Raw genomic sequence first — 18,845 nt, 5'->3', positions numbered from 1 at the left:
TGCGGACCTCAGGCAATCGCGGCTTCAGGCCATGCGTGAGTCTGTTCTTGTTGTGCCCCCAGGAAACCCAGGACGGTTTGCTTCGAGTTCAGCCAGGCAGCCTTGCTCTCGAGATCGAGAAAATGTCCGGTGTCTGGCACGACGTTGAAGCTGCTTTGCGGGATATAGGTGGAGAAACTACGGGCGTCTTCAACCGTCGTGTATTCATCTTTCTCGCCATTGACGAATAACACAGGGATCTTGATCGAGGAAAAGCGCTCAACGTAATTATTGGCACTCAGCTTACGAATCTGGCTGATGTGAAAGTCAATCTGGCCATACTCATGTTCGGCAAGGCTGATCAAATGCTTGTAGTTATAAAGTTTGAAAAGTCGCGGTAGATACTTGCCCACCGTATCGTTGAGCAACGAACCGATTTTTCGTTTTTCCCGGGCCGCAAGGTAAAGCTGGGCCTTGTCGATATAGTCGAGCATGGGTTCGTTGAGCACCGGCGAGAAGGAGCTGACGATTGCTTTTTCCACCGAGGCGGGTGATTCGGACAAGGCCAGCAACGCAGATACGCCACCCCAGGAAACGGAGATCAAGTAATTGATTTTAAATAGGTTTATAAGATTTAAAAGTATTCTGACCTCGTCTTCCTTGGTCACAATCGTATCGCCAGGGTTGTGCGCCTTGGACTGACCGGAGAAGGGAAGATCAAACAGCACGAGGTTGAAATGCGGCTCCAGATATTTCACCGTCTGGCCGAACGAGCCTGTCGTCGACAGCGCTCCATTAACAAGTAATACCGTCTTGACGTTGTCGCCCTTCCAGTAAGTTTCGGTATAAATCTTGAACTCTTCAACATCCAGAATCCTGGTTTGCGCACCCATGACAGCCTCCTAGCTTTCGTAATTCCAATAAGTTTTTAAGCTCTCTGCTTCGGCTGCCATGCCAAAGCCTCACCTGGTTAAAGGCAAAATCCGTTGAGTTCTTGTTTTAGGAGCATCGATTAGCTGAACCGATTAACTCTATTGTTAACGGATAGAAAAAGAAAAAACGACACCCCTTTGGCGCCATAAAAATGGCGACGGCACTTTTTCGAAGATAAGGGAGGAGCGCTGACAAGGCAGCTAAACGATCGCGGGCGAGGAAAAAACGCAATGGAAACGGGAAATATTCCTACTTATCCATGGTTTTGAGAGACAAACAGGTATCACCAAAAACGTTATTTTTTGAAACATGTAGTTACAAACGAATGGGGAACTTTCCAATATTTTTTGTGAACCAACTCCCAGAACGTTGATTTAGACGCGTTGATGCGGATTGACTTTGGCCGCCGCAATTAATTTGACGCGATTAAAATCAGCATCCCCGTCTTAAACAAATCGCCCAACGTCTCCGATACCAACCAGGCCTGTAGGAGCTGCCGAAGGTTGCGATGACGGTACGTCAGGAAAAATGCCTCGCAGCCTTCGGCAGCTCCTACAGGAAGCGCATTCAATTCAGCAAGATGGCCCTGCTCTCTGACACAGCGCTGTCGAACCAGCCGACTCGGTGTGTCGGTACCATCGCGTTAACGTTCTTCGCGGGCAAGCCTCGCTCCAACAGGAGTCTTAGGCCCGACAGGAGTTATAAGTAGTCTGATAAGTGCGAACGTGTTCGCCAGACAACATACGATTGAATAAACAACCAAAACGCAGACGCAAAAAAGCCCGATTTGAGCACCAGGCTTAAATCAGGCTTTTTTGTGAAGATGGTCGGGGTAAGGGGATTCGAACTCCTGACATCCTGCTCCCAAAGCAGGCGCGCTACCGGACTGCGCTATACCCCGGGTGAAACTTTTAAAGACGCCTCAACCAGCCGTCTGCGATTTGATGCTAATGGCATCAGATCTATAAGATTCGGCCCCGGCATTGCTGCTGAGGCCAAAAATGGTGGGTCGTGTGGGATTCGAACCTACGACCAATTGGTTAAAAGCCAACTGCTCTACCAACTGAGCTAACGACCCAAAAATGGTCGGGGTAAGGGGATTCGAACTCCTGACATCCTGCTCCCAAAGCAGGCGCGCTACCGGACTGCGCTATACCCCGATACAGCTACATTTTGAAATCTGGCTCCACGACCTGGACTCGAACCAGGGACCCAGTGATTAACAGTCACTTGCTCTACCAACTGAGCTATCGCGGAACTTATCGATTTCAGATGCAACTTTTACAACTTACTGCTCTGAACTAACGCGCTGTTAACTTGTTAATTCAACCTCTTCGATGTGTTTGCATCGCTGCGTTCACGTCTCTGAGGCGCGCTATTCTACAATTTTAAAAAGAGGTGTCAACCCCTTAAATTGCTTTTAAGACAATGATTTGCGATTTTTTTTCAGATGGCCTTTCAGCCTTCGCAAATCCATCCATCCGCAGCGCCGGGCTCGTCTGGATATGCATCACCGACGAGCCCGGGCTGCTGACGAAATCAGTTAAACACGATTTCGTCGTCAACCACTGTGCCGGTCACACTGGAGCCCGGCATGAACCCACCTGACAGAATCAACTGCGCCAGCGGGTTCTCGATCCAGCGCTGGATAGCTCGTTTGAGCGGCCGGGCACCGTAAACCGGGTCGTAACCCACAGCGATGAGCTTATCCATCGCCTCAGGGCTTAGCTCCAGCTTCAACTCCCGCTCGGTCAGACGGCTGCGCAGGCGGGCCAACTGGATGTCCATGATGCCTGCGATCTGATCCCGGGCCAGTGGCTCGAAGATCACCACCTCGTCAATTCGGTTCAGGAACTCCGGCCGGAAGTGATTGCTGACTGCATCCATCACCGCTGCACGTTGCGCTTCACGGTCACCCACCAATTCCTGAATCTGCGCCGAGCCCAGGTTGGACGTCATCACGATCACGGTATTGCGGAAATCCACTGTGCGACCGTGGCTGTCGGTCAAGCGCCCGTCCTCAAGCACTTGCAGCAGGATGTTGAACACATCCGGATGCGCCTTCTCGACCTCGTCCAGCAGGATCACGGAGTACGGCTTGCGACGTACCGCTTCAGTGAGATAACCGCCCTCTTCATAACCTACATAGCCTGGTGGGGCACCGATCAGTCGAGCCACGGAATGCTTCTCCATGAACTCGGACATATCGATACGCACCATCGCCTCTTCAGTGTCGAACAGGAACTCAGCCAGCGCCTTGCACAGTTCGGTCTTACCGACACCGGTCGGGCCGAGGAACATGAACGAACCACTTGGGCGATTCGGATCAGACAACCCGGCACGGGAACGACGGACCGCGTTGGAAACCGCAACCACCGCTTCGTTCTGACCAATCACGCGCTGGTGCAGCAAACTCTCCATGCGCAGCAACTTGTCGCGTTCGCCTTCAAGCATCTTCGACACCGGAATCCCGGTCCACTTGGACACGACCTCGGCAATCTCTTCTTCCGTGACCTTGCTGCGCAACAACTGGTTCTCAGGCTTGCCGTGCTGGTCGACCATTTGCAGGCTGCGTTCCAGGTCCGGAATGATCCCGTACTGCAATTCGGCCATGCGGTTCAGGTCACCACGTCGACGTGCTGCTTCCAGTTCCTGACGCGATTGTTCAATCTTCTGCTGAATCTGCGCAGAACCGGTGACTTCGGCTTTTTCCGAAGTCCAGATTTCTTCCAGGTCCGCGTATTCACGATCCAGACGGACAATTTCTTCCTGAAGTTTTTCCAGACGCTTGATCGCGGCTTCGTCGTCTTCTTTCTTCAGCGCCTGAGATTCAACCTTCAGTTGGATCAGGCGACGCTCAAGGCGGTCGAGCACTTCTGGTTTGGAGTCGATCTCCATGCGAATCCGGCTCGCGGCTTCGTCGATCAGGTCGATGGCCTTGTCCGGCAACTGCCGATCAGTAATGTAGCGATGGCTCAGCTTGGCCGCCGCAATGATCGCACCGTCAGTGATCGCCACTTTATGGTGAACTTCGTAGCGCTCTTTCAGGCCACGCAGGATCGCAATGGTGTCTTCCTCGCTCGGCTCATCCACCAGCACTTTCTGGAAGCGTCGCTCAAGAGCCGCATCCTTCTCTATATATTGGCGATATTCGTTAAGCGTGGTCGCACCCACGCAATGCAACTCGCCACGAGCCAGGGCGGGCTTGAGCATGTTGCCCGCATCCATGGAACCTTCGCCCTTACCGGCGCCGACCATGGTGTGCAGTTCGTCGATGAACAGAATGATCTGGCCGTCCTGCTTGGAAAGCTCATTGAGCAACGACTTCAGGCGCTCTTCGAACTCGCCGCGAAACTTGGCACCGGCGATCAGTGCGCCCATATCCAGTGACAGCAAGCGCTTGCCCTTCAGGCCATCCGGCACTTCACCGTTGATAATGCGCTGGGCCAGACCTTCAGCGATGGCGGTCTTACCCACGCCAGGCTCACCAATCAGCACCGGGTTGTTCTTGGTCCGACGTTGCAGCACCTGAATGGTCCGACGGATTTCGTCATCGCGACCAATCACCGGGTCGAGCTTGCCTTCTTCGGCACGCTTGGTGAGGTCGACGGTGTACTTGTCCAACGCCTGGCGCGACTCTTCAACATTAGGGTCGTTGACCGCCGAGCCGCCACGCAGGTTGCTGATGGCGTTTTCCAGCGCCTTCTTGCTGACGCCTTGGCCAAGCAGCAATTTGCCCAACTTGCTGTTTTCATCCATGGCCGCGAGCAGCACCAGTTCGCTGGAAATGAACTGGTCGCCCTTCTGCTGCGCTAGACGATCTGCCTGATTGAGCAGACGTGCGAGATCCTGCGACATGTTGACGTCGCCGGTCGGGTTCTGGATTTTCGGCAGATGGTCGAGCTCTTTGGTCAGTTCTTTGCGCAGGCTGTTGATGTCAAAGCCAACCTGCAACAGCAACGGCTTGATCGTACCGCCCTGCTGGTCAAGCAACGCCTGCATCAAATGTGCAGACTCAATGGCCGGATGGTCGAGACCTACCGCCAGTGATTGGGAATCAGATAACGCTAACTGTAATTTGCTGGTCAATCTATCGATACGCATTAGTCACCTTCCTATATAAGCAGGCCGGAGCAAATAAACACACCTATGAAAAAAACCTGCTGGATGCCCACTACATGCGGGCAATTGCGTGAGATTCAAGCAGAAATTGATTGACGCAGGTCAACATTGCAAGACGAAGTCTGAACGATAGCCTCACGAATGAATTCGCGCACGGGGACCGTGCCGGTAGGAGCGAACTTGTTCGCGAAAAAAGGGTGCAGACGATAGATAAACATCGTTTGCCGCCTAATCTCGCGAACAAGTTCGCTCCTACCTGACTGGGTCGATCCAGATCAGCGAGGCGAACCGGCCGTTGCGAGCGCTCTGGCGGTAGGAATAGAAGCGAGGATCAGTGAAGGTATCGAAGCCACCGCCATAAACAGCAGTGATCCCGTGAGCGGCCAGCCGCAGGCGGGCCAAGGCATAAATGTCGGCCATGAACCGGCCGGGATTTTTGCTTGGGATAAAAGCTGCGTCCGTTTGCGGGTGCGTGCTTATAAAAGCTTCGCGAACCTCTGCGCCGACTTCGAACGATGGTTGACCAATGGCAGGCCCCAGCCAGACCAGAATCTCGCCGGGCGCAACTTGCAAGCTATCAGCCGCAGCCTCAAGCACCCCGGCAGCCAGACCACGCCAACCGGCGTGAGCAGCCGCCACACGCGTACCGGCCCGATCGCAGAAAAAAGCAGGCAGGCAATCGGCAGTCATGATAGTGCAGGCGATGCCCGGCGTGGCGGTCCAGCTGGCGTCAGCCTCGACCACTTGAGTCGGGTCGGCCTCGACAACCACCACGCCATGCACCTGTTTTAGCCAGGCGGCCTGAATCTGCAGCGCGGAGGTCAGGCTCAGGCGATTGGCAGCGACGGCTTGCGGATCGTCGTCAACGTGATCGCCCAGATTGAAGCTCTCAAACGGCGCCAGACTGACGCCGCCGTTACGGGTTGTGACGCAGGACTTGATCCCCGCAGGCGCGGGCCAGTCGGGAATCAGCCAGTCATTCACCCGATGAACGCCTCGCGATCCTGCTTGAGCAGCGACAGCAGCCAGACGAAATCGTCAGGCAACGGCGACTCCCAGCTCATGCGCTTACCAGTGGTCGGATGATCCAGCTCCAGGAAGCGAGCATGCAGCGCCTGACGCGGGAAGGTTTTCAGCGAATCGACCATGGTCACGCTGGCGGCTGGCGGGATGCGGAAACGACCGCCGTAAGCCTGATCACCCACCAACGGGTAGTTGATGTGCGCCATGTGCACACGAATCTGGTGGGTACGGCCGGTTTCCAGCTTTACCCGCACATGCGTGTGGGAGCGGAAACGCTCAAGCACGCGGTAATGACTGACCGCCTGCTTGCCGCCTTCCATGACCGCCATACGCTGGCGTTGCTGACCATGACGGCCAATCGGCGCGTCGATCTTGCCACCGGCAGTGACAACACCGATCACGATGCACTCATAGATGCGGCTCACGGTACGGCTTTGCAGCTGAGTCACGAGCTGGGTCTGCGCCTGAATCGTCTTGGCGACCACCATCAGACCGGTGGTGTCCTTGTCGAGACGGTGCACGATACCGGCGCGGGGCACATTGATAATGTCCGGCACGTGGTGCAACAAGGCATTAAGCAACGTGCCGTCAGCGTGACCGGCAGCCGGGTGCACGACCAGACCAGCAGGTTTGTTGATGACCAGGATCTGATCGTCTTCATAGACGATATCGAGTTCGATGTCTTGAGCGAGCCATTCGCCCTGGGCCTCCTGCTCGGCGATCAATTGCAGAACAGCACCACCGTGCACGATGTCACGAGGGCGAAGTACGCCTCCGTCCACCGTCAAACGGCCGTCCTTGATCCAGGCAGAAAGGCGCGAGCGCGAGTGCTCAGCGAATAATTGTGCGGCGACTTGATCGAGGCGTTGACCGCCCAATTCGGACGGCACCTCTGCGCGAAGTTCTATATTTTCGGACATGGCCAGACTAGGTGGCGGCTAGCCTTTGGTTTCGGCAGCGCGCTTGTGGTTAAATACGGCGTCTTTTGCCCCGGGGGTTCCGCGGGGTGCTCATCATAACAGGACGGTCACGCCCAAGACAGCGACCGTTATAGGGACGCAAGCCGCCATGCAAGTGAAACACCTGCTGCTGATAGCCATCCTCGCACTCACCGCTGCCTGCTCGTCGAAGGAAGTGATTGACGAAAACCTGAGCGAAGTCGAGCTGTACCAGCAGGCGCAGGCCGATCTGGGTAACAACAGCTATTCGACGGCCACTGAGAAGCTCAAGGCGCTGGAGTCGCGTTATCCATTCGGTCGCTATGCTGATCAGGCACAGCTCGAACTGATTTACGCGAACTACAAGAACGGTGAGCCGGAAGCTGCGAAATCCGCTGCCGAACGCTTCATCCGCCTGCACCCGCAGCACCCGAACGTTGACTACGCCTACTACATGAAAGGCCTGACTTCGTTTGACCAGGACGTTGGCCTGCTGGCGCGCTTCCTGCCGCTGGACCAGACCAAACGTGACCCGGGTGCCGCTCGCGACTCGTTCAACGAGTTTGCGCAACTGACTAGCCGCTATCCGAACAGCCGTTATTCGCCGGACGCCAAGCAGCGCATGATTTATCTGCGCAACCTGCTGGCTTCTTACGAAATCCACGTTGCCGACTACTACCTGACCCGTCAGGCATACGTAGCTGCCGCCAACCGCGGCCGTTATGTGATCGAAAACTTCCAGGAAACCCCATCCGTGGGTGACGGCCTGGCAGTGATGGTCGAGTCCTATCAGCGTCTGCACCTGGACGACCTGGCTGCTACCAGCCTGGAAGTACTCAAGGCCAACTATCCAAACCATCCGCAACTGGTCGATGGTCAGTTCGTGCCTCGCGAAGCCGAAGCGGATAACCGCTCGTGGCTGTCCAAGGCAACACTGGGCCTGATCGAAAGCAACCCGCCGCTGCCGCCGGGTGAAACCCGCGCCAACCAGGACGTGATCAAGCAGTACGAAGATGCCAAACAAGCCATCCCTCGTGATCTGCTGCCAGAAAACCAGGAAGAGCTCGACGAACAGGAACACGAAGCCGAAGGCAACAACGACCGCTCGTGGTTCAGCTACATGACGTTTGGTGTGTTTGACTGACACCTGCGTTAATAAAAAAGAGGCCTGCGGGCCTCTTTTTTTGTGTCCCGATAGTGAGATCTCTGTAAATGTCCAACACACCGTGCAATTGATTTGTAGGAGCTGCCGAAGGCTGCGATCGCGGTACGTCAGGAAAAATGCTTCGCAGCCTTCGGCAGCTCCTACAGAAAATTCCCCCGCCGTTGAATTCTGTTTGAGAAGACCAACTTCCCGACTAAAACCGGTCCCAGGTTGCCGGCGACATAGAAGTTAGCGGCATTACCTCTGTTAGACCCGCGCCCTGAGAGACACAACCCGCCCTCCTTCGCTACACTGCAAAATCTAAAATCACTAAGCTGGAAATCATGATTCGCTTACTTATGTGGGTCGCGCTGATCGCGGCGGTAGTGTGGTTCGTCAAGCGTCTGCTCAACCCGCCAGCCCCACGTCGCAAAGCACCGCCACCCGAAGAAGTCGCTGCGCCAATGGTTCGCTGCGCCCAGTGCGGCGTGCACTTGCCTAGGGACCGAGCCCTGAGCCAGGGACAACAATGGTATTGCAGCGAGACGCATCGCCTGGAAGGCCCGGCGGCACGTGATCGCTGAAACACTCTCGCTGGGCAGCGCTCAGGCCCAGCGCATTCTGCGTCTGTACCACCTCTATCGACTGACCATCGGCATCATGCTGGTGCTGTTGATCTCCAGCAGTCTGGACATCGAACTGCTGGAAATGGCCAATCCGAACCTGTTTCGCGCCGGATGCTGGCTGTATCTGGTTTCCAACATCCTCATCGTCGTACTGCTGGAGCGCCCCACTCGTCAGGCGCAGCTGTTTACCCTGGCGATGGTCGACGCCTTGATGCTCTCAGCCCTGTTCTATGCCGGGGGCGGGCCACCCAGCGGGATTGGCAACGTCCTCATAGCCTCCGTCGCCATTAGCAACGTATTGCTACGCGGTCGCACAGGCCTGTTGATAGCGGCCGTCGCGGCCATCGGCATCATCTACCTGACCTTTTACATCAGCTTCAGCACCCCCGCTGCGGCAGGGCATTACCTCCAGGCCAGTTCGCTGGGTGCGCTGTGCTTCGCCGCCGCAGTACTGGTGCAGGCACTGACGCGACGCCTGCACATCAGCGAGGCCCTGGCCGAGCAACGTGCGGCAGATGTCGACAATCTCGAAGAACTCAACGCCCTCATTCTGCAACGCATGCGCACCGGCATCATCGTACTGAACGCCCGGCGTCGTGTGCTGCTGGCCAATCAAAGCGCTCTGAATTTGCTGGGCTATGAGCAATTGACCGGGCTGGTTCTCGATACCTATTCGCCGCAGTTGGTGTCACGTTTGCGCCAATGGCTGATCAATCCCGTGCTGACACCGCAAAGCATTTCAGTCTCCTCTACAGGCCCGGTCCTGCAACCGGGCTTCGTCGCACTCAACCGGGGAGATCAACGCCAAACGCTGATTTTTCTGGAAGATCTGTCGCAGATATCACAACAGGCTCAACAGCTGAAACTCGCGGCCCTGGGTCGCCTCACAGCGGGCATCGCTCACGAGATTCGTAACCCGTTGGGTGCGATAAGTCATGCCGCGCAGTTACTTAACGAGTCCGAGGAGCTCGGCAGCGCTGATCATCGTCTGGGGCAAATCATTCACGAACAATCGCAACGCATGAATCGGGTTATCGAAAACGTCCTGCAGTTATCCCGCCAGCGCCACGCCGAGCCACACTTGCTGGACTTGAAGTCGTGGCTGGAACAGTTTGTCGACGAGGCTCGCAGCAGGATGAACGCCGGTCAATCGATTCACCTGCAAATAAACCCTGCTCCACTGACCACTCGCATGGACGCCGAGCAGCTCAATCAGGTGCTCAACAATCTCGTACAAAATGCTTTGCGCTACAGTGGTAAGAGCCATGAGCGTGCGCAAGTGTGGATCAAGCTGTTTCAGGCCCCGCTTAGTGATCAGGCCATCCTTGAAGTACTGGACGATGGCCCCGGCGTCCCTCAAGAACACATGACAAAGATGTTTGAGCCCTTTTTCACAACAGAAAGCAAAGGTACCGGCCTGGGCCTTTACCTTTCACGGGAGCTTTGCGAGAGCAATCAGGCGCATCTGGACTACACATTTCGGGAAGGTGGCGGCAGCTGTCTGCGTATCACCTTCGCCCATCCGTTGAAGTTGAGTTGACCATGAGCCAGCGGCAAAAAATCCTGATAGTCGATGATGAGCCGGACATTCGCGAACTGCTGGAGATCACTCTGGGGCGGATGAAACTCGATACCCGGACCGCCTGTAACGTCAAGGAGGCCCGTGACTGGCTGGCCCGCGAGCCCTTCGACCTGTGCCTGACGGACATGCGCTTGCCGGATGGCAATGGTCTTGAACTGGTGCAGCATATCCAGCAGCGCCATACGCTGACGCCGGTGGCCATGATCACCGCCCATGGCAGCCTGGACACGGCGATTCACGCGCTGAAAGCCGGTGCTTTCGATTTCCTCACCAAACCGGTGGACCTGAGCAGGCTGCGCGAGTTAGTCGGCAGCGCTCTGCGCCTCAAGCCGCCAAGCCAGCCAGAACCGGGCATCGCTCGTCGCTTGCTGGGAGACTCGCCGCCCATTCAGGCATTGCGCCAGCAAATCAGCAAACTGGCGCGCAGCCAGGCACCGGTCTACATCAGCGGAGAGTCCGGCAGCGGCAAAGAGCGAGTCGCGCGCCTGATCCATGAACAAGGGCCACGCGCAGAGCAGCCATTTATTCCGGTGAACTGCGGCGCGATCCCTTCGGAGCTGATGGAGAGTGAATTCTTCGGCCATCGCAAAGGCAGCTTCAGTGGGGCTCACGAAGATAAACCGGGGCTGTTTCAGGCGGCCAACGGCGGGACGCTGTTTCTGGATGAAGTTGCCGACCTGCCGCTGGCCATGCAGGTCAAACTGCTGCGGGCGATTCAGGAAAAATCGGTTCGTAGCGTTGGCGCTCAGCAGGAGTTGGTGGTGGACGTGCGCGTGCTGTGCGCCACACACAAAGACCTGCAAATTGAAGTGGCTGCCGGGCGCTTTCGTCAGGACTTGTACTACCGGCTCAACGTGATCGAGTTACAGGTGCCACCGCTGCGTGAGCGTCGCCAGGACATCGAGCAACTGGCCGCACATGTCCTGAAACGCCTTGCCGATGAATCGTCGCAGCCCCCTGCCCGACTTGATCCGCAGGCGCTGGAGGCACTCAAGAGCTACCGCTTTCCAGGTAACGTTCGCGAACTGGAGAACATTCTCGAACGCGCTTATACCTTGTGCGAGAACAACCAGATCGACGTAGCCGACCTGCGCCTGGTGCAACCGTCAGCACCGTCGGAGCAAGACAGCGCCAACCTTGCCGACATCCACAACCTTGAAGACTATCTGGAAAGCATCGAGCGCAAACTGATCCTGCAAGCGCTGGAAGAAACCCGCTGGAATCGAACAGCAGCGGCACAGCGCCTGAACCTGACGTTCAGGTCAATGCGCTATCGGCTTAAAAAGCTTGGGTTGGAGTAGAGCACTTGAAACTGCAAGTCGTTCGCGCAGCAACCTGGCCCCTGTAGGAGCTGCCGAAGGCTGCGATCGCGGTACGTCAAGAGAAATGCTTCGCAACCTTCGTCAGCTCCTACAGAAAATGCATTTCAAGCCAGCGAGGCGCCTTGCCTGCCACACCGCCTCGCGAACAAGTTCGCTCCTACAGAAGCCCAACTACTCTGCCCGCTGGTGAATACGGTACCGGATCTATCACCGGCTCACGTCCGACCAGCAGGTCTGCCAGCAACTGGCACGACGCAGGCGCCAGTACCAGGCCGTTGCGATAATGGCCACAATTCAGCCATAGCCCGGCAAACCCGGGCAGCTCGCCGATGTAAGGAATACCTTCAGGCGAGCCCGGACGCAGGCCTGCCCAATGACCAACCACCTGAGCATCATCCAACGCAGGCAGCAGCTCGACCGCAGAAGCCTTGAGGCTTTCCAGTGCGACATCGGTGGGGGTCTTGTCGAAGCCTTCGTGCTCCAGCGTGCTACCGATCAGAATATGCCCGTCGCGCCGGGGGATCGCGTATCGCCCCTTAGCAAGCACCATGCTCGGCAGAAAGTCCGACGCGCATTTGTACAGAATCATCTGGCCCTTGACCGGCTCGACCGGCAGCTCAAGGCCAAGCGTCTTGAGCAACTCGCCACTCCAGGCCCCGGCCGCCAGTACCACCTGATCGCCGAGAACATCCCCGGAAGAGGTACTCACGCCCAGCACCCGGTCGCCCTCGCGGACAAAGCCCAGCACTTCACAGTGCTCATGGACGGTGACATTGGGCAGCGCCAGCAAGGCAGCTTTAAGGGATTTGACCAGCCGCGGATTGCGCACGTTAGCGACGTTAGCCATGTAGATGGCCCGCGTGTAGCCCTCACCCAGCACGGGCACAGCATCGTGCACCGCAGAGATGTCCACTGAACTCAGCGGCCGACCCTCGCGCACCGCCCACTCCAGCGCTTGCTGTTCATCATCCAGATCCAGCCAGTACAAACCGGTGGTGTGAACTTCAGGGTCGACGCCTGTCTGTGCAAGCAGACGCTCGGCAAGTTGTGGATAGAAATCCTGCGACCAATGCGCCAGCGCTGTCACAGCAGAGCTGTAACGCCAGGGATAAAGGGGAGAAACAATGCCGCCGCCCGCCCAGGAAGACTCTTGCCCTACATCAGAGCGATCCAGAAGGATCACCTGTTCAACTTCGGATGCGAGATTAAACGCAGTCAACAGACCGATCACACCACCGCCAACAATCACAACCTGCCTGGACATCTTGCACTCATTCAAAAAGGGCGATCAGCGGCCCCAGCAGTCTTTACTGGCCAGGCCCGTGGAGTTGCTGATAGCGCCAGTATTGGTAATCACGAAATTGCCGCATTTGTCACCGTTCATCATCGACCCCGCCACAGGTGTCGCAGTCAACGTGAACGTCTGATCGGCCCGAACCGCCGCAATGGTGTAATAAGCGTTACCCGGCGAAATAATCAGGTTCACTGCAGCATTGCCTCCGGCCGCAGCTACATCCGTATATTTACCGTTTCGGGAGAAGAACCGCTCCAGCGCCTGAGTCTGCTCAGTCAACAGGCTCGCAATCTCCGCCCGGTGGGTACGCCTCACATATTCCGTGTAACTGGGGTACGCAATGGAGGCAAGAATACCGACAATCGCCACGACAATCATGAGTTCCATCAAGGTAAAGCCTGTTGATCTGCTGCGCATACGCCGTATTCCTACTGTATTTGCCGCCACATGATGCGTTGGTAAACGTTATTGCCGCTACCATCGCCCTTCGTTGGAAGACGAATGAAATTACCGCTGGAATCGATGATATACATGTTGTCATCCGCGCCAGCCAGACCGGCCACAACAGCGACCAGATTAGGAATCCCAGTACCGATCGCGATACCGGCGACACGCGAATCAGCAGAATCAATCCTGCCGTCGCCATTGGTATCCAGGATCGAGTAGTTGAGCATCCCGCCCTTGGCAGCATCCAGCTGGAACACCCGCCCGGTGCCCGTGCTTTCACAAGGGTCCGAAGAGTTGACTGCAGCGGTGGTGAAAAGAATCCGCCCACGGGTGGTTTGTGCCGGGTAGATCACTCGCTCGCCGACAAAAGGTTCAGTCGTATTCAGAAGCAGATACCAGCCCCTCTTTGACGCCCAATCAACGTCGTTACTGGACGTCGTGGTGTAAGAGGCGCCGTTGCCGGTGATGGTGCCCGTGATGGTTTGTGGCTGCAAACCACTTTGCGTCACGTCACCTACACCGGTATCGGGATCCCAGACTGCATAAAACCCCTGTTGGTCAGCGGTGGTTTTATCCGCGACCTCCATGAATTTACCGGTGCCGAAATAGACCATTTTGCCGTTGGTAGGATGGTCTACCAGCAGAGGCTGCACGGTGATCGGCTGCGTAGCACCACCCGGTGCGGTAAACAGGGGTTTATTGCCAAAGGCGACTCCCCAACTACTGGCCGCCGCGCCGCTCATGTCGAACTTCCACATGCGCCCTTTCAAGTCGCCAGCATAGGCCGCTTGCACAACGTTCTGCGCGTTGACCCGCAATTTTACCGAAGACAGACCGTTGTCCGCTGCGGCATAGGCGGCCGGAATCGGTATCTCTCTGATCACGGCTCCGGTGGCGGCGTTGAGCACGAACAATGATGCGTTGCCGGTGAAGCTGCCGTAGCCATTACCCACTACGACAATGCCGGTGCCGTTGGCCATACGCGCCACATCAGGCTTTGAATAGGCATAACCAAGATTGTTGTAGAGATTGGCAGGCGTAGAGGTATCAGGGGCCTTGACCTCCCATAATGCGCCGATGTTATTGGCAGTACCCTGAAACAGACTGATCGCAAAGAACGCCTTGCCACCCGCGCCGGTGCCGCCGTAAGCAACGGTCGACCAGGTGCTTCCGATCTGGGCATCGAAGACGCCAATCTGACCGTCGACCGTAAACTTGTGGACCCCGGAACCATAAGTCGTCGACGCGATGGTTGCCAGTGACGTCAATGCAGTCGACGGCATATACGCGTAGCGACGAGCCCCCGTGGTGGCATTGATGACGTTGAAAAAACCGTCATTGGCGTTAACCAGCAGGTTGAGGTTCATGTTGGCTGCTTTGGTCGTCAGATACGTCGCGTACGAGGTATTACCGGTCAGGTCCGCAGAGGTCTTTTCGGTAGGCTGCGCAACCGTAAGGGGTGAGTTGATGATGTCGCCCAACAAGCGAGTGCGGGTGCGCAACCGGGCGTTCGCAGTGCCTTGAGTCCACGCAATGAGCTGCGCTCCGGTGACACCTGTTGGCAAGGTCGCATTGAGCGCAGTCTGTTGTGGCGTGGAAAAATTAGTGAAGTTGAGGGTGATCTTTGCTGACGTGCCAGTGTTCCACGACTCGAAAACCGGAGCAGTTGCCGTGCTGGTGATTTGCGAGTCGGTGCTCCAGGCAGGTGTGGTTTGCTGAACGCCGGTGGTGCCATCCAGGTTGTAAGCCCTGATCGTGCCGTGCCAGTCAGTCGGGTCATACAGGGTTTGATAGATCCGGGTGGAAGACGTGAGCGTCGAAGAACTCGCCGCCCCGCCGCCGCCCGAACCGGCCTTGGCATAGATATCACTCAGTGTCAGGTTGAGCGCATTGGTTAATCCTGCGCTGTCGTTAGTCTGGTAGTACTTGCCATGCCCATGGTTGTCATCGGCAGCGTCGATCAGCATCTGGTCCGCCAGCGTAAAGCCGATGGTGTAGGTACTCATGTTCTGCTTGTTGAAACCGGTGGTATCCCAGCTTTTGCCAGTCAGGTCAGTGCCATCCGAGGTTTTTCGCATATCAATGTCGTAGGCGAATTTGGCCAGGTCATCGAGGTAAAACGTACTGCCCTCGTCGTCACCCACCAGGGTGCCGTCGTTGGCGGCATTCAAATCCCAGTTGGGCAGCGACCGCGAGGAGTCGGCAAGGTCATCCGGATCGTTGGTGGGAAACGTCCGGTCATAGGTCGGCAAACCATCAGTGATCACCACGCCATAGTTCTTCTGGCAGCGATACTGAATCGGGCTGGTATAGGTCGTCGGGGGACTTGGATAGTAAGAGGTCATCCCCCGGAAATAACGCGTGATCTCATAGTAGGTTTCCGCCATCGGGGTATTGGCCGATGGTGTCAGCGCCGCAATGGAGTTTTTCAGATTATTGATATTGGTCGTGGCCTGCGCCTGAGTCACCGGTGTGGGCTGGTAAACCGTCGCGGTCACCGGTGAGAGGTCGGCGACAGGCCTGGAGATTCTGCCGCCGGGGCCGAGGTCGAAATTATTGGGGTCATTAAATTGGGCAAGGCCAATGCGCAACGAAGTATTGTTGGTCACCAGATTGGTGGCGACGTTTTTAGCAATGTTCATCCGGTAATCGTTGGGGATGTTGCCGGTCGTGTAGTCCCTGAACCCCAGTAAGTTCTGCGGGACCTGATCTATCAACCAGGATAGGTAGTTGGCGGTGTAACGTGTCTGCCCGTTTCCGGCTGGGTCCGGTAGTTTCATGCAGCGCTGAAAGCCATTGCGATAAATAGGTATTCCGCCCAACAGACATTGAAGCGAAAGCCCAACCAAGCCGAGTGAGCTGACATCCGCCAGCGCCAAAGTCTCGTTTCCCGAGATCTCCTTCAACTCAAGACAAGGTACAACGAGTAACCCGTTCAGGCAGTTGGGAAGATAACTCACAGGGGTACGGGCTACAGTCGGATCAAAACCCGACGCCCAGATAATGTTGTACATACTCCCCGAGTTATCCACCAACAACATCAGGTTCGCCGGTACCGCCGGAGAGCTCAGCAGCGGCACTTGCGCGGGGGTAAACGCATAAGCGGGGGCTGTCAGGTACAACGCCAGTAATGCGCCGTAGACATACTTCAGAATACGGACCGGCAACCTAGCAATTGGCATAAATACTCTCCAGTACCGTTCTCGATACCCCTTGAACTACGCTCGCCGTCACCCGATAAAGCGTGACGGAACTACTGGCCGAACAAGTAGGCGGCCGATTGACCGGCGAGGCGGTGGTGCCAATGTTCTGAATCACATAAAAGCCCCCGCCCGCAGCTATCCACGGAACCCCTGCCGAACTGTTGCCTGCGGCCGTTACCGTCGTTGAATCAGCCGGAGGCGCACACCCGGCCGTAGTCGTGCAGGCGGCCAATGAATAACCCGCGACCTGAATAGCCGACTCACCAAGCCGCAATACCGCTTCTGCCATCTGAAAGGATTGATTGCGTACTGTCACGCTGCCCGCCATTTTTTCCTGCAGGGTAGCGTTCTGCATCGACGAGACGCCCACCAGCGTCAGCAGCAGCAAAAAGACCAGGCTGACCAGCAGCACCATGCCCTTTTGCCTTGCGGGATATCCCGTTGAAATAGCGCGCGATTTCGTTTTCATGGCATGCATCCGTTCAGAACCGGTTACGCAAAGCAGCAACCACGTTATAGGTCTGGTTACGCACCTTCCCCGCCGGGTCAAATACGGTCAGGGTCAAACGCACGCTGCGAATATTGGAGGCCAGCGCGGGGCTGCTGATAACTCTGGTGTAGGACATCGGTGCACCGGCTATCCCGAAATCGACGGTGAATGCCTGAACATTACTCACCAACGGCTGCGGTGCGTCAGTGCCAGTTCCGACCTTCATTCTCAGATCGCTCCCGCTCAGGCTGTAAGTGATCTTGCGCAAGGGGAAACTGGTTTCTCCCACTCCGGGCGCACGCGTTCCGTTATAGATGCGGGAGGTGGTCCTGCAATCAGAGACCACGCTCCAGGTCGGCGAACTGCCGGATGTGCCCACGTCGGCGGTCACCAGCGTCAGTGTGTTGGTAGCGTTATCCCAAAGAATCGGGTTAGTGAAATCAGCAGGCTTCGCAATCGCCGGGGCGACGATCGTCGTATCGAAATCAAGGCAGCCATACATCCCGGTCATGCGGATTTCCTGCATCAACTTGCTCAGGGCGAAACGCGCATCTTCCTGCATCCGTGCGGCAGCATTCTGAGACTGATAAGTACCTTTGGAGGCGATGAAAATCTGCACGATGCCCATGCTCACAATCAGCCCCAGCACCAGCGCCACCATGATCTCGACAAGACCAAAACCCCGGACAGATCTGTTCATGGGGCTACCACGTCGTTAACACCGATACGTGTACTCAGGACAAACTGTTGCGGATTGGTCGCACCCGGGGTTCTGCCCAGAAAAGTATCGCTTGCAGCGGCAGCCCGCGTGTCATCCCAGGTAATCGTGATGGTCACAACGGGTTTGGCGATCACGATCTTGCTGCTGGCACCCGCAGTTCCGGCAAAGTTAGTGATATTGGTGCTGAAGTCAGCCAGGTCTTGCGTGACGGCATTGCTCATATTGCTAGCGCTGGCTGCGGGCGCATTGGCCAACGAAGCCAGCGCATAGCTGGCCAGGACATTGGAACCATTGTTCGCGGCATTACCATCTACGTTCGCCCGGATGCGGTCCATCATGTCGTAGGCGATGAAGCTGGCCTGACTGGTCATGGCCGAGCTGTCGGTATACCTAAGCGCGTTAAGTTGAATAGCGGCAGCCCCCAACAGGCCAATGCCTAAAATCAGCACCGACACCAACACCTCGATCAGCGTCATGCCAATCTGACTACTCTTTCGTCCCTTAACCATCGCAATTTCCACTCGAAACTATTCGGCCGTTCAAGCATACATAGACAGTCTTGGTAATCGTCGTGCCCAGTGTGTAAGTCATTGCAACGGCACTCGCCGGAGCCGAGAGCCCACCGAGGTTATTGAACTCGATCAAACTGACACCCGGAACCGCCAGCGCAGCCCCGCTGCCCATGGGGGCTGTGACCCTCAAAGCGTTCACGCTCGACGTATCGCTCGCGCGCACCACCTTGAGGGCAGTGTTCCAGGCAGTACCGTCGACATTGGGCCGAACCTGAATGCTCACTCCCCGATTTATCGCCTCAAGCCGGGCAAAGTTGAGGGCGCGCTGCAGATCACTGACTTCGGTATCAGCCTTTGATCCCTGTATCGAGCTATTGAAACTGGGAATGGCAATAGCCGCGAGTATCCCCACCAACGACACAGTGATTAACAATTCGACGAGGGTGAACCCCTTGGATCGCTGAGTCATTGAGTGTCTCCTTGACGTTACGACTATAGGACAGCATCCA

15 protein-coding genes and 4 tRNA genes are annotated in these 18,845 nt (G+C 56.5%); 4 read left to right on the top strand and 15 right to left on the bottom strand.

All coding sequences use genetic code 11. From position 1 onward, the window contains the following. Nucleotides 1–8 precede the first annotated feature (8 nt). From ACYASS_RS10260 to rluD, 8 genes are all read right to left on the bottom strand, one after another. On the bottom strand, nucleotides 9–872 hold the full coding sequence (locus ACYASS_RS10260) for an alpha/beta fold hydrolase (protein ID WP_463586042.1): 864 nt from the start codon (nucleotides 870–872) through the stop codon (nucleotides 9–11). 864 nt (nucleotides 873–1,736) lie between these two features. Beyond that, nucleotides 1,737–1,813: transfer RNA gene (locus ACYASS_RS10255), tRNA-Pro, on the bottom strand. A 101-nt stretch (nucleotides 1,814–1,914) separates the two neighbouring features. After that, nucleotides 1,915–1,990 (bottom strand) — tRNA-Lys (locus ACYASS_RS10250). Between the two features lie 5 nt (nucleotides 1,991–1,995). Further along, nucleotides 1,996–2,072 (bottom strand) — tRNA-Pro (locus ACYASS_RS10245). Nucleotides 2,073–2,093: 21 nt separating this feature from the next. Next, nucleotides 2,094–2,169 (bottom strand) — tRNA-Asn (locus tag ACYASS_RS10240). Between the two features lie 282 nt (nucleotides 2,170–2,451). Further along, complete coding sequence (gene clpB, locus ACYASS_RS10235) at nucleotides 2,452–5,016, bottom strand: ATP-dependent chaperone ClpB (RefSeq protein ID WP_243245016.1); 2,565 nt, start codon at nucleotides 5,014–5,016, stop codon at nucleotides 2,452–2,454. Nucleotides 5,017–5,286: 270 nt separating this feature from the next. Then, nucleotides 5,287–6,018, bottom strand: coding sequence for a peptidoglycan editing factor PgeF (pgeF, locus tag ACYASS_RS10230; protein WP_463586041.1), 732 nt, complete (start codon nucleotides 6,016–6,018; stop codon nucleotides 5,287–5,289). After that, nucleotides 6,015–6,977: a 23S rRNA pseudouridine(1911/1915/1917) synthase RluD gene (rluD, locus tag ACYASS_RS10225; protein ID WP_087272735.1), complete on the bottom strand. Its 963-nt coding sequence runs from the start codon at nucleotides 6,975–6,977 to the stop codon at nucleotides 6,015–6,017. Before rluD ends, pgeF begins: the two co-directional genes overlap by 4 nt. Before the next feature lie 148 nt (nucleotides 6,978–7,125). Between rluD and ACYASS_RS10220 the strand changes: the two genes are divergently transcribed. From ACYASS_RS10220 to ACYASS_RS10205, 4 genes are all read left to right on the top strand, one after another. Further along, nucleotides 7,126–8,139 carry an outer membrane protein assembly factor BamD gene (locus tag ACYASS_RS10220; protein ID WP_122662908.1) on the top strand — a complete coding sequence of 338 codons (1,014 nt, stop codon included), beginning with the start codon at nucleotides 7,126–7,128 and terminating at the stop codon, nucleotides 8,137–8,139. Between the two features lie 344 nt (nucleotides 8,140–8,483). After that, nucleotides 8,484–8,723: a PP0621 family protein gene (locus ACYASS_RS10215; protein WP_122662910.1), complete on the top strand. Its 240-nt coding sequence runs from the start codon at nucleotides 8,484–8,486 to the stop codon at nucleotides 8,721–8,723. Beyond that, entirely contained in the window at nucleotides 8,713–10,305 is a 1,593-nt protein-coding gene (locus ACYASS_RS10210) for a sensor histidine kinase (RefSeq protein WP_463586040.1), read from the top strand. Before ACYASS_RS10215 ends, ACYASS_RS10210 begins: the two co-directional genes overlap by 11 nt. Before the next feature lie 2 nt (nucleotides 10,306–10,307). Beyond that, nucleotides 10,308–11,648 (top strand): sigma-54-dependent transcriptional regulator, encoded by a 1,341-nt coding sequence (locus ACYASS_RS10205; protein WP_463586039.1) that lies wholly within the window; start codon nucleotides 10,308–10,310, stop codon nucleotides 11,646–11,648. A 178-nt stretch (nucleotides 11,649–11,826) separates the two neighbouring features. Here ACYASS_RS10205 and thiO read toward each other — a convergent pair whose 3' ends face one another. From thiO to ACYASS_RS10170, 7 genes are read right to left on the bottom strand one after another with little or no spacing between them, the layout of a single operon-like run. Then, nucleotides 11,827–12,933, bottom strand: a complete 1,107-nt coding sequence (thiO, locus tag ACYASS_RS10200; RefSeq protein ID WP_463586038.1) for a glycine oxidase ThiO — start codon at nucleotides 12,931–12,933, stop codon at nucleotides 11,827–11,829. A gap of 24 nt (nucleotides 12,934–12,957) precedes the next feature. Further along, the gene (locus ACYASS_RS10195; RefSeq protein WP_122662919.1) at nucleotides 12,958–13,380 is read right to left on the bottom strand and encodes a type IV pilin protein; all 423 of its coding nucleotides are present in this window, start codon (nucleotides 13,378–13,380) and stop codon (nucleotides 12,958–12,960) included. An 11-nt stretch (nucleotides 13,381–13,391) separates the two neighbouring features. After that, on the bottom strand, nucleotides 13,392–16,592 hold the full coding sequence (locus tag ACYASS_RS10190; RefSeq protein WP_463586037.1) for a pilus assembly protein: 3,201 nt from the start codon (nucleotides 16,590–16,592) through the stop codon (nucleotides 13,392–13,394). Next, nucleotides 16,579–17,082 (bottom strand): pilus assembly PilX family protein, encoded by a 504-nt coding sequence (locus ACYASS_RS10185; RefSeq protein WP_463586036.1) that lies wholly within the window; start codon nucleotides 17,080–17,082, stop codon nucleotides 16,579–16,581. Before ACYASS_RS10185 ends, ACYASS_RS10190 begins: the two co-directional genes overlap by 14 nt. A 13-nt stretch (nucleotides 17,083–17,095) precedes the next feature. Beyond that, on the bottom strand, nucleotides 17,096–17,803 hold the full coding sequence (locus tag ACYASS_RS10180) for a PilW family protein (RefSeq protein ID WP_463586035.1): 708 nt from the start codon (nucleotides 17,801–17,803) through the stop codon (nucleotides 17,096–17,098). Continuing rightward, the gene (gene pilV, locus ACYASS_RS10175) at nucleotides 17,800–18,333 is read right to left on the bottom strand and encodes a type IV pilus modification protein PilV (protein WP_463586034.1); all 534 of its coding nucleotides are present in this window, start codon (nucleotides 18,331–18,333) and stop codon (nucleotides 17,800–17,802) included. Before pilV ends, ACYASS_RS10180 begins: the two co-directional genes overlap by 4 nt. Beyond that, a complete protein-coding gene (locus ACYASS_RS10170) occupies nucleotides 18,326–18,805 on the bottom strand; it encodes a GspH/FimT family pseudopilin (protein WP_243245031.1) in 480 nt (159 codons plus the stop codon). The genes pilV and ACYASS_RS10170 overlap by 8 nt, the downstream gene beginning before the upstream one ends. Nucleotides 18,806–18,845 lie beyond the last annotated feature (40 nt).

Source organism: Pseudomonas sp. HP_14, assembly GCF_055283875.1.
The sequence above is the reverse complement of the archived record's forward strand: the minus strand, read 5'-3'. Positions and strand labels throughout refer to the sequence as shown.

Bases quoted from the DNA above. Each gene is read 5' to 3' on its own strand.
- ACYASS_RS10260 (WP_463586042.1), bottom strand. From the start codon at position 872: ATGGGTGCGCAAACCAGGATTCTGGATGTTGAAGAGTTCAAGATTTAT.
- clpB (WP_243245016.1), bottom strand. From the start codon at position 5,016: ATGCGTATCGATAGATTGACCAGCAAATTACAGTTAGCGTTATCTGAT.
- rluD (WP_087272735.1), bottom strand. From the start codon at position 6,977: ATGTCCGAAAATATAGAACTTCGCGCAGAGGTGCCGTCCGAATTGGGC.
- ACYASS_RS10220 (WP_122662908.1), top strand. From the start codon at position 7,126: ATGCAAGTGAAACACCTGCTGCTGATAGCCATCCTCGCACTCACCGCT.
- ACYASS_RS10215 (WP_122662910.1), top strand. From the start codon at position 8,484: ATGATTCGCTTACTTATGTGGGTCGCGCTGATCGCGGCGGTAGTGTGG.
- ACYASS_RS10205 (WP_463586039.1), top strand. From the start codon at position 10,308: ATGAGCCAGCGGCAAAAAATCCTGATAGTCGATGATGAGCCGGACATT.
- thiO (WP_463586038.1), bottom strand. From the start codon at position 12,933: ATGTCCAGGCAGGTTGTGATTGTTGGCGGTGGTGTGATCGGTCTGTTG.
- ACYASS_RS10195 (WP_122662919.1), bottom strand. From the start codon at position 13,380: ATGCGCAGCAGATCAACAGGCTTTACCTTGATGGAACTCATGATTGTC.
- ACYASS_RS10190 (WP_463586037.1), bottom strand. From the start codon at position 16,592: ATGCCAATTGCTAGGTTGCCGGTCCGTATTCTGAAGTATGTCTACGGC.
- ACYASS_RS10185 (WP_463586036.1), bottom strand. From the start codon at position 17,082: ATGAAAACGAAATCGCGCGCTATTTCAACGGGATATCCCGCAAGGCAA.
- ACYASS_RS10180 (WP_463586035.1), bottom strand. From the start codon at position 17,803: ATGAACAGATCTGTCCGGGGTTTTGGTCTTGTCGAGATCATGGTGGCG.
- pilV (WP_463586034.1), bottom strand. From the start codon at position 18,333: ATGGTTAAGGGACGAAAGAGTAGTCAGATTGGCATGACGCTGATCGAG.
- ACYASS_RS10170 (WP_243245031.1), bottom strand. From the start codon at position 18,805: ATGACTCAGCGATCCAAGGGGTTCACCCTCGTCGAATTGTTAATCACT.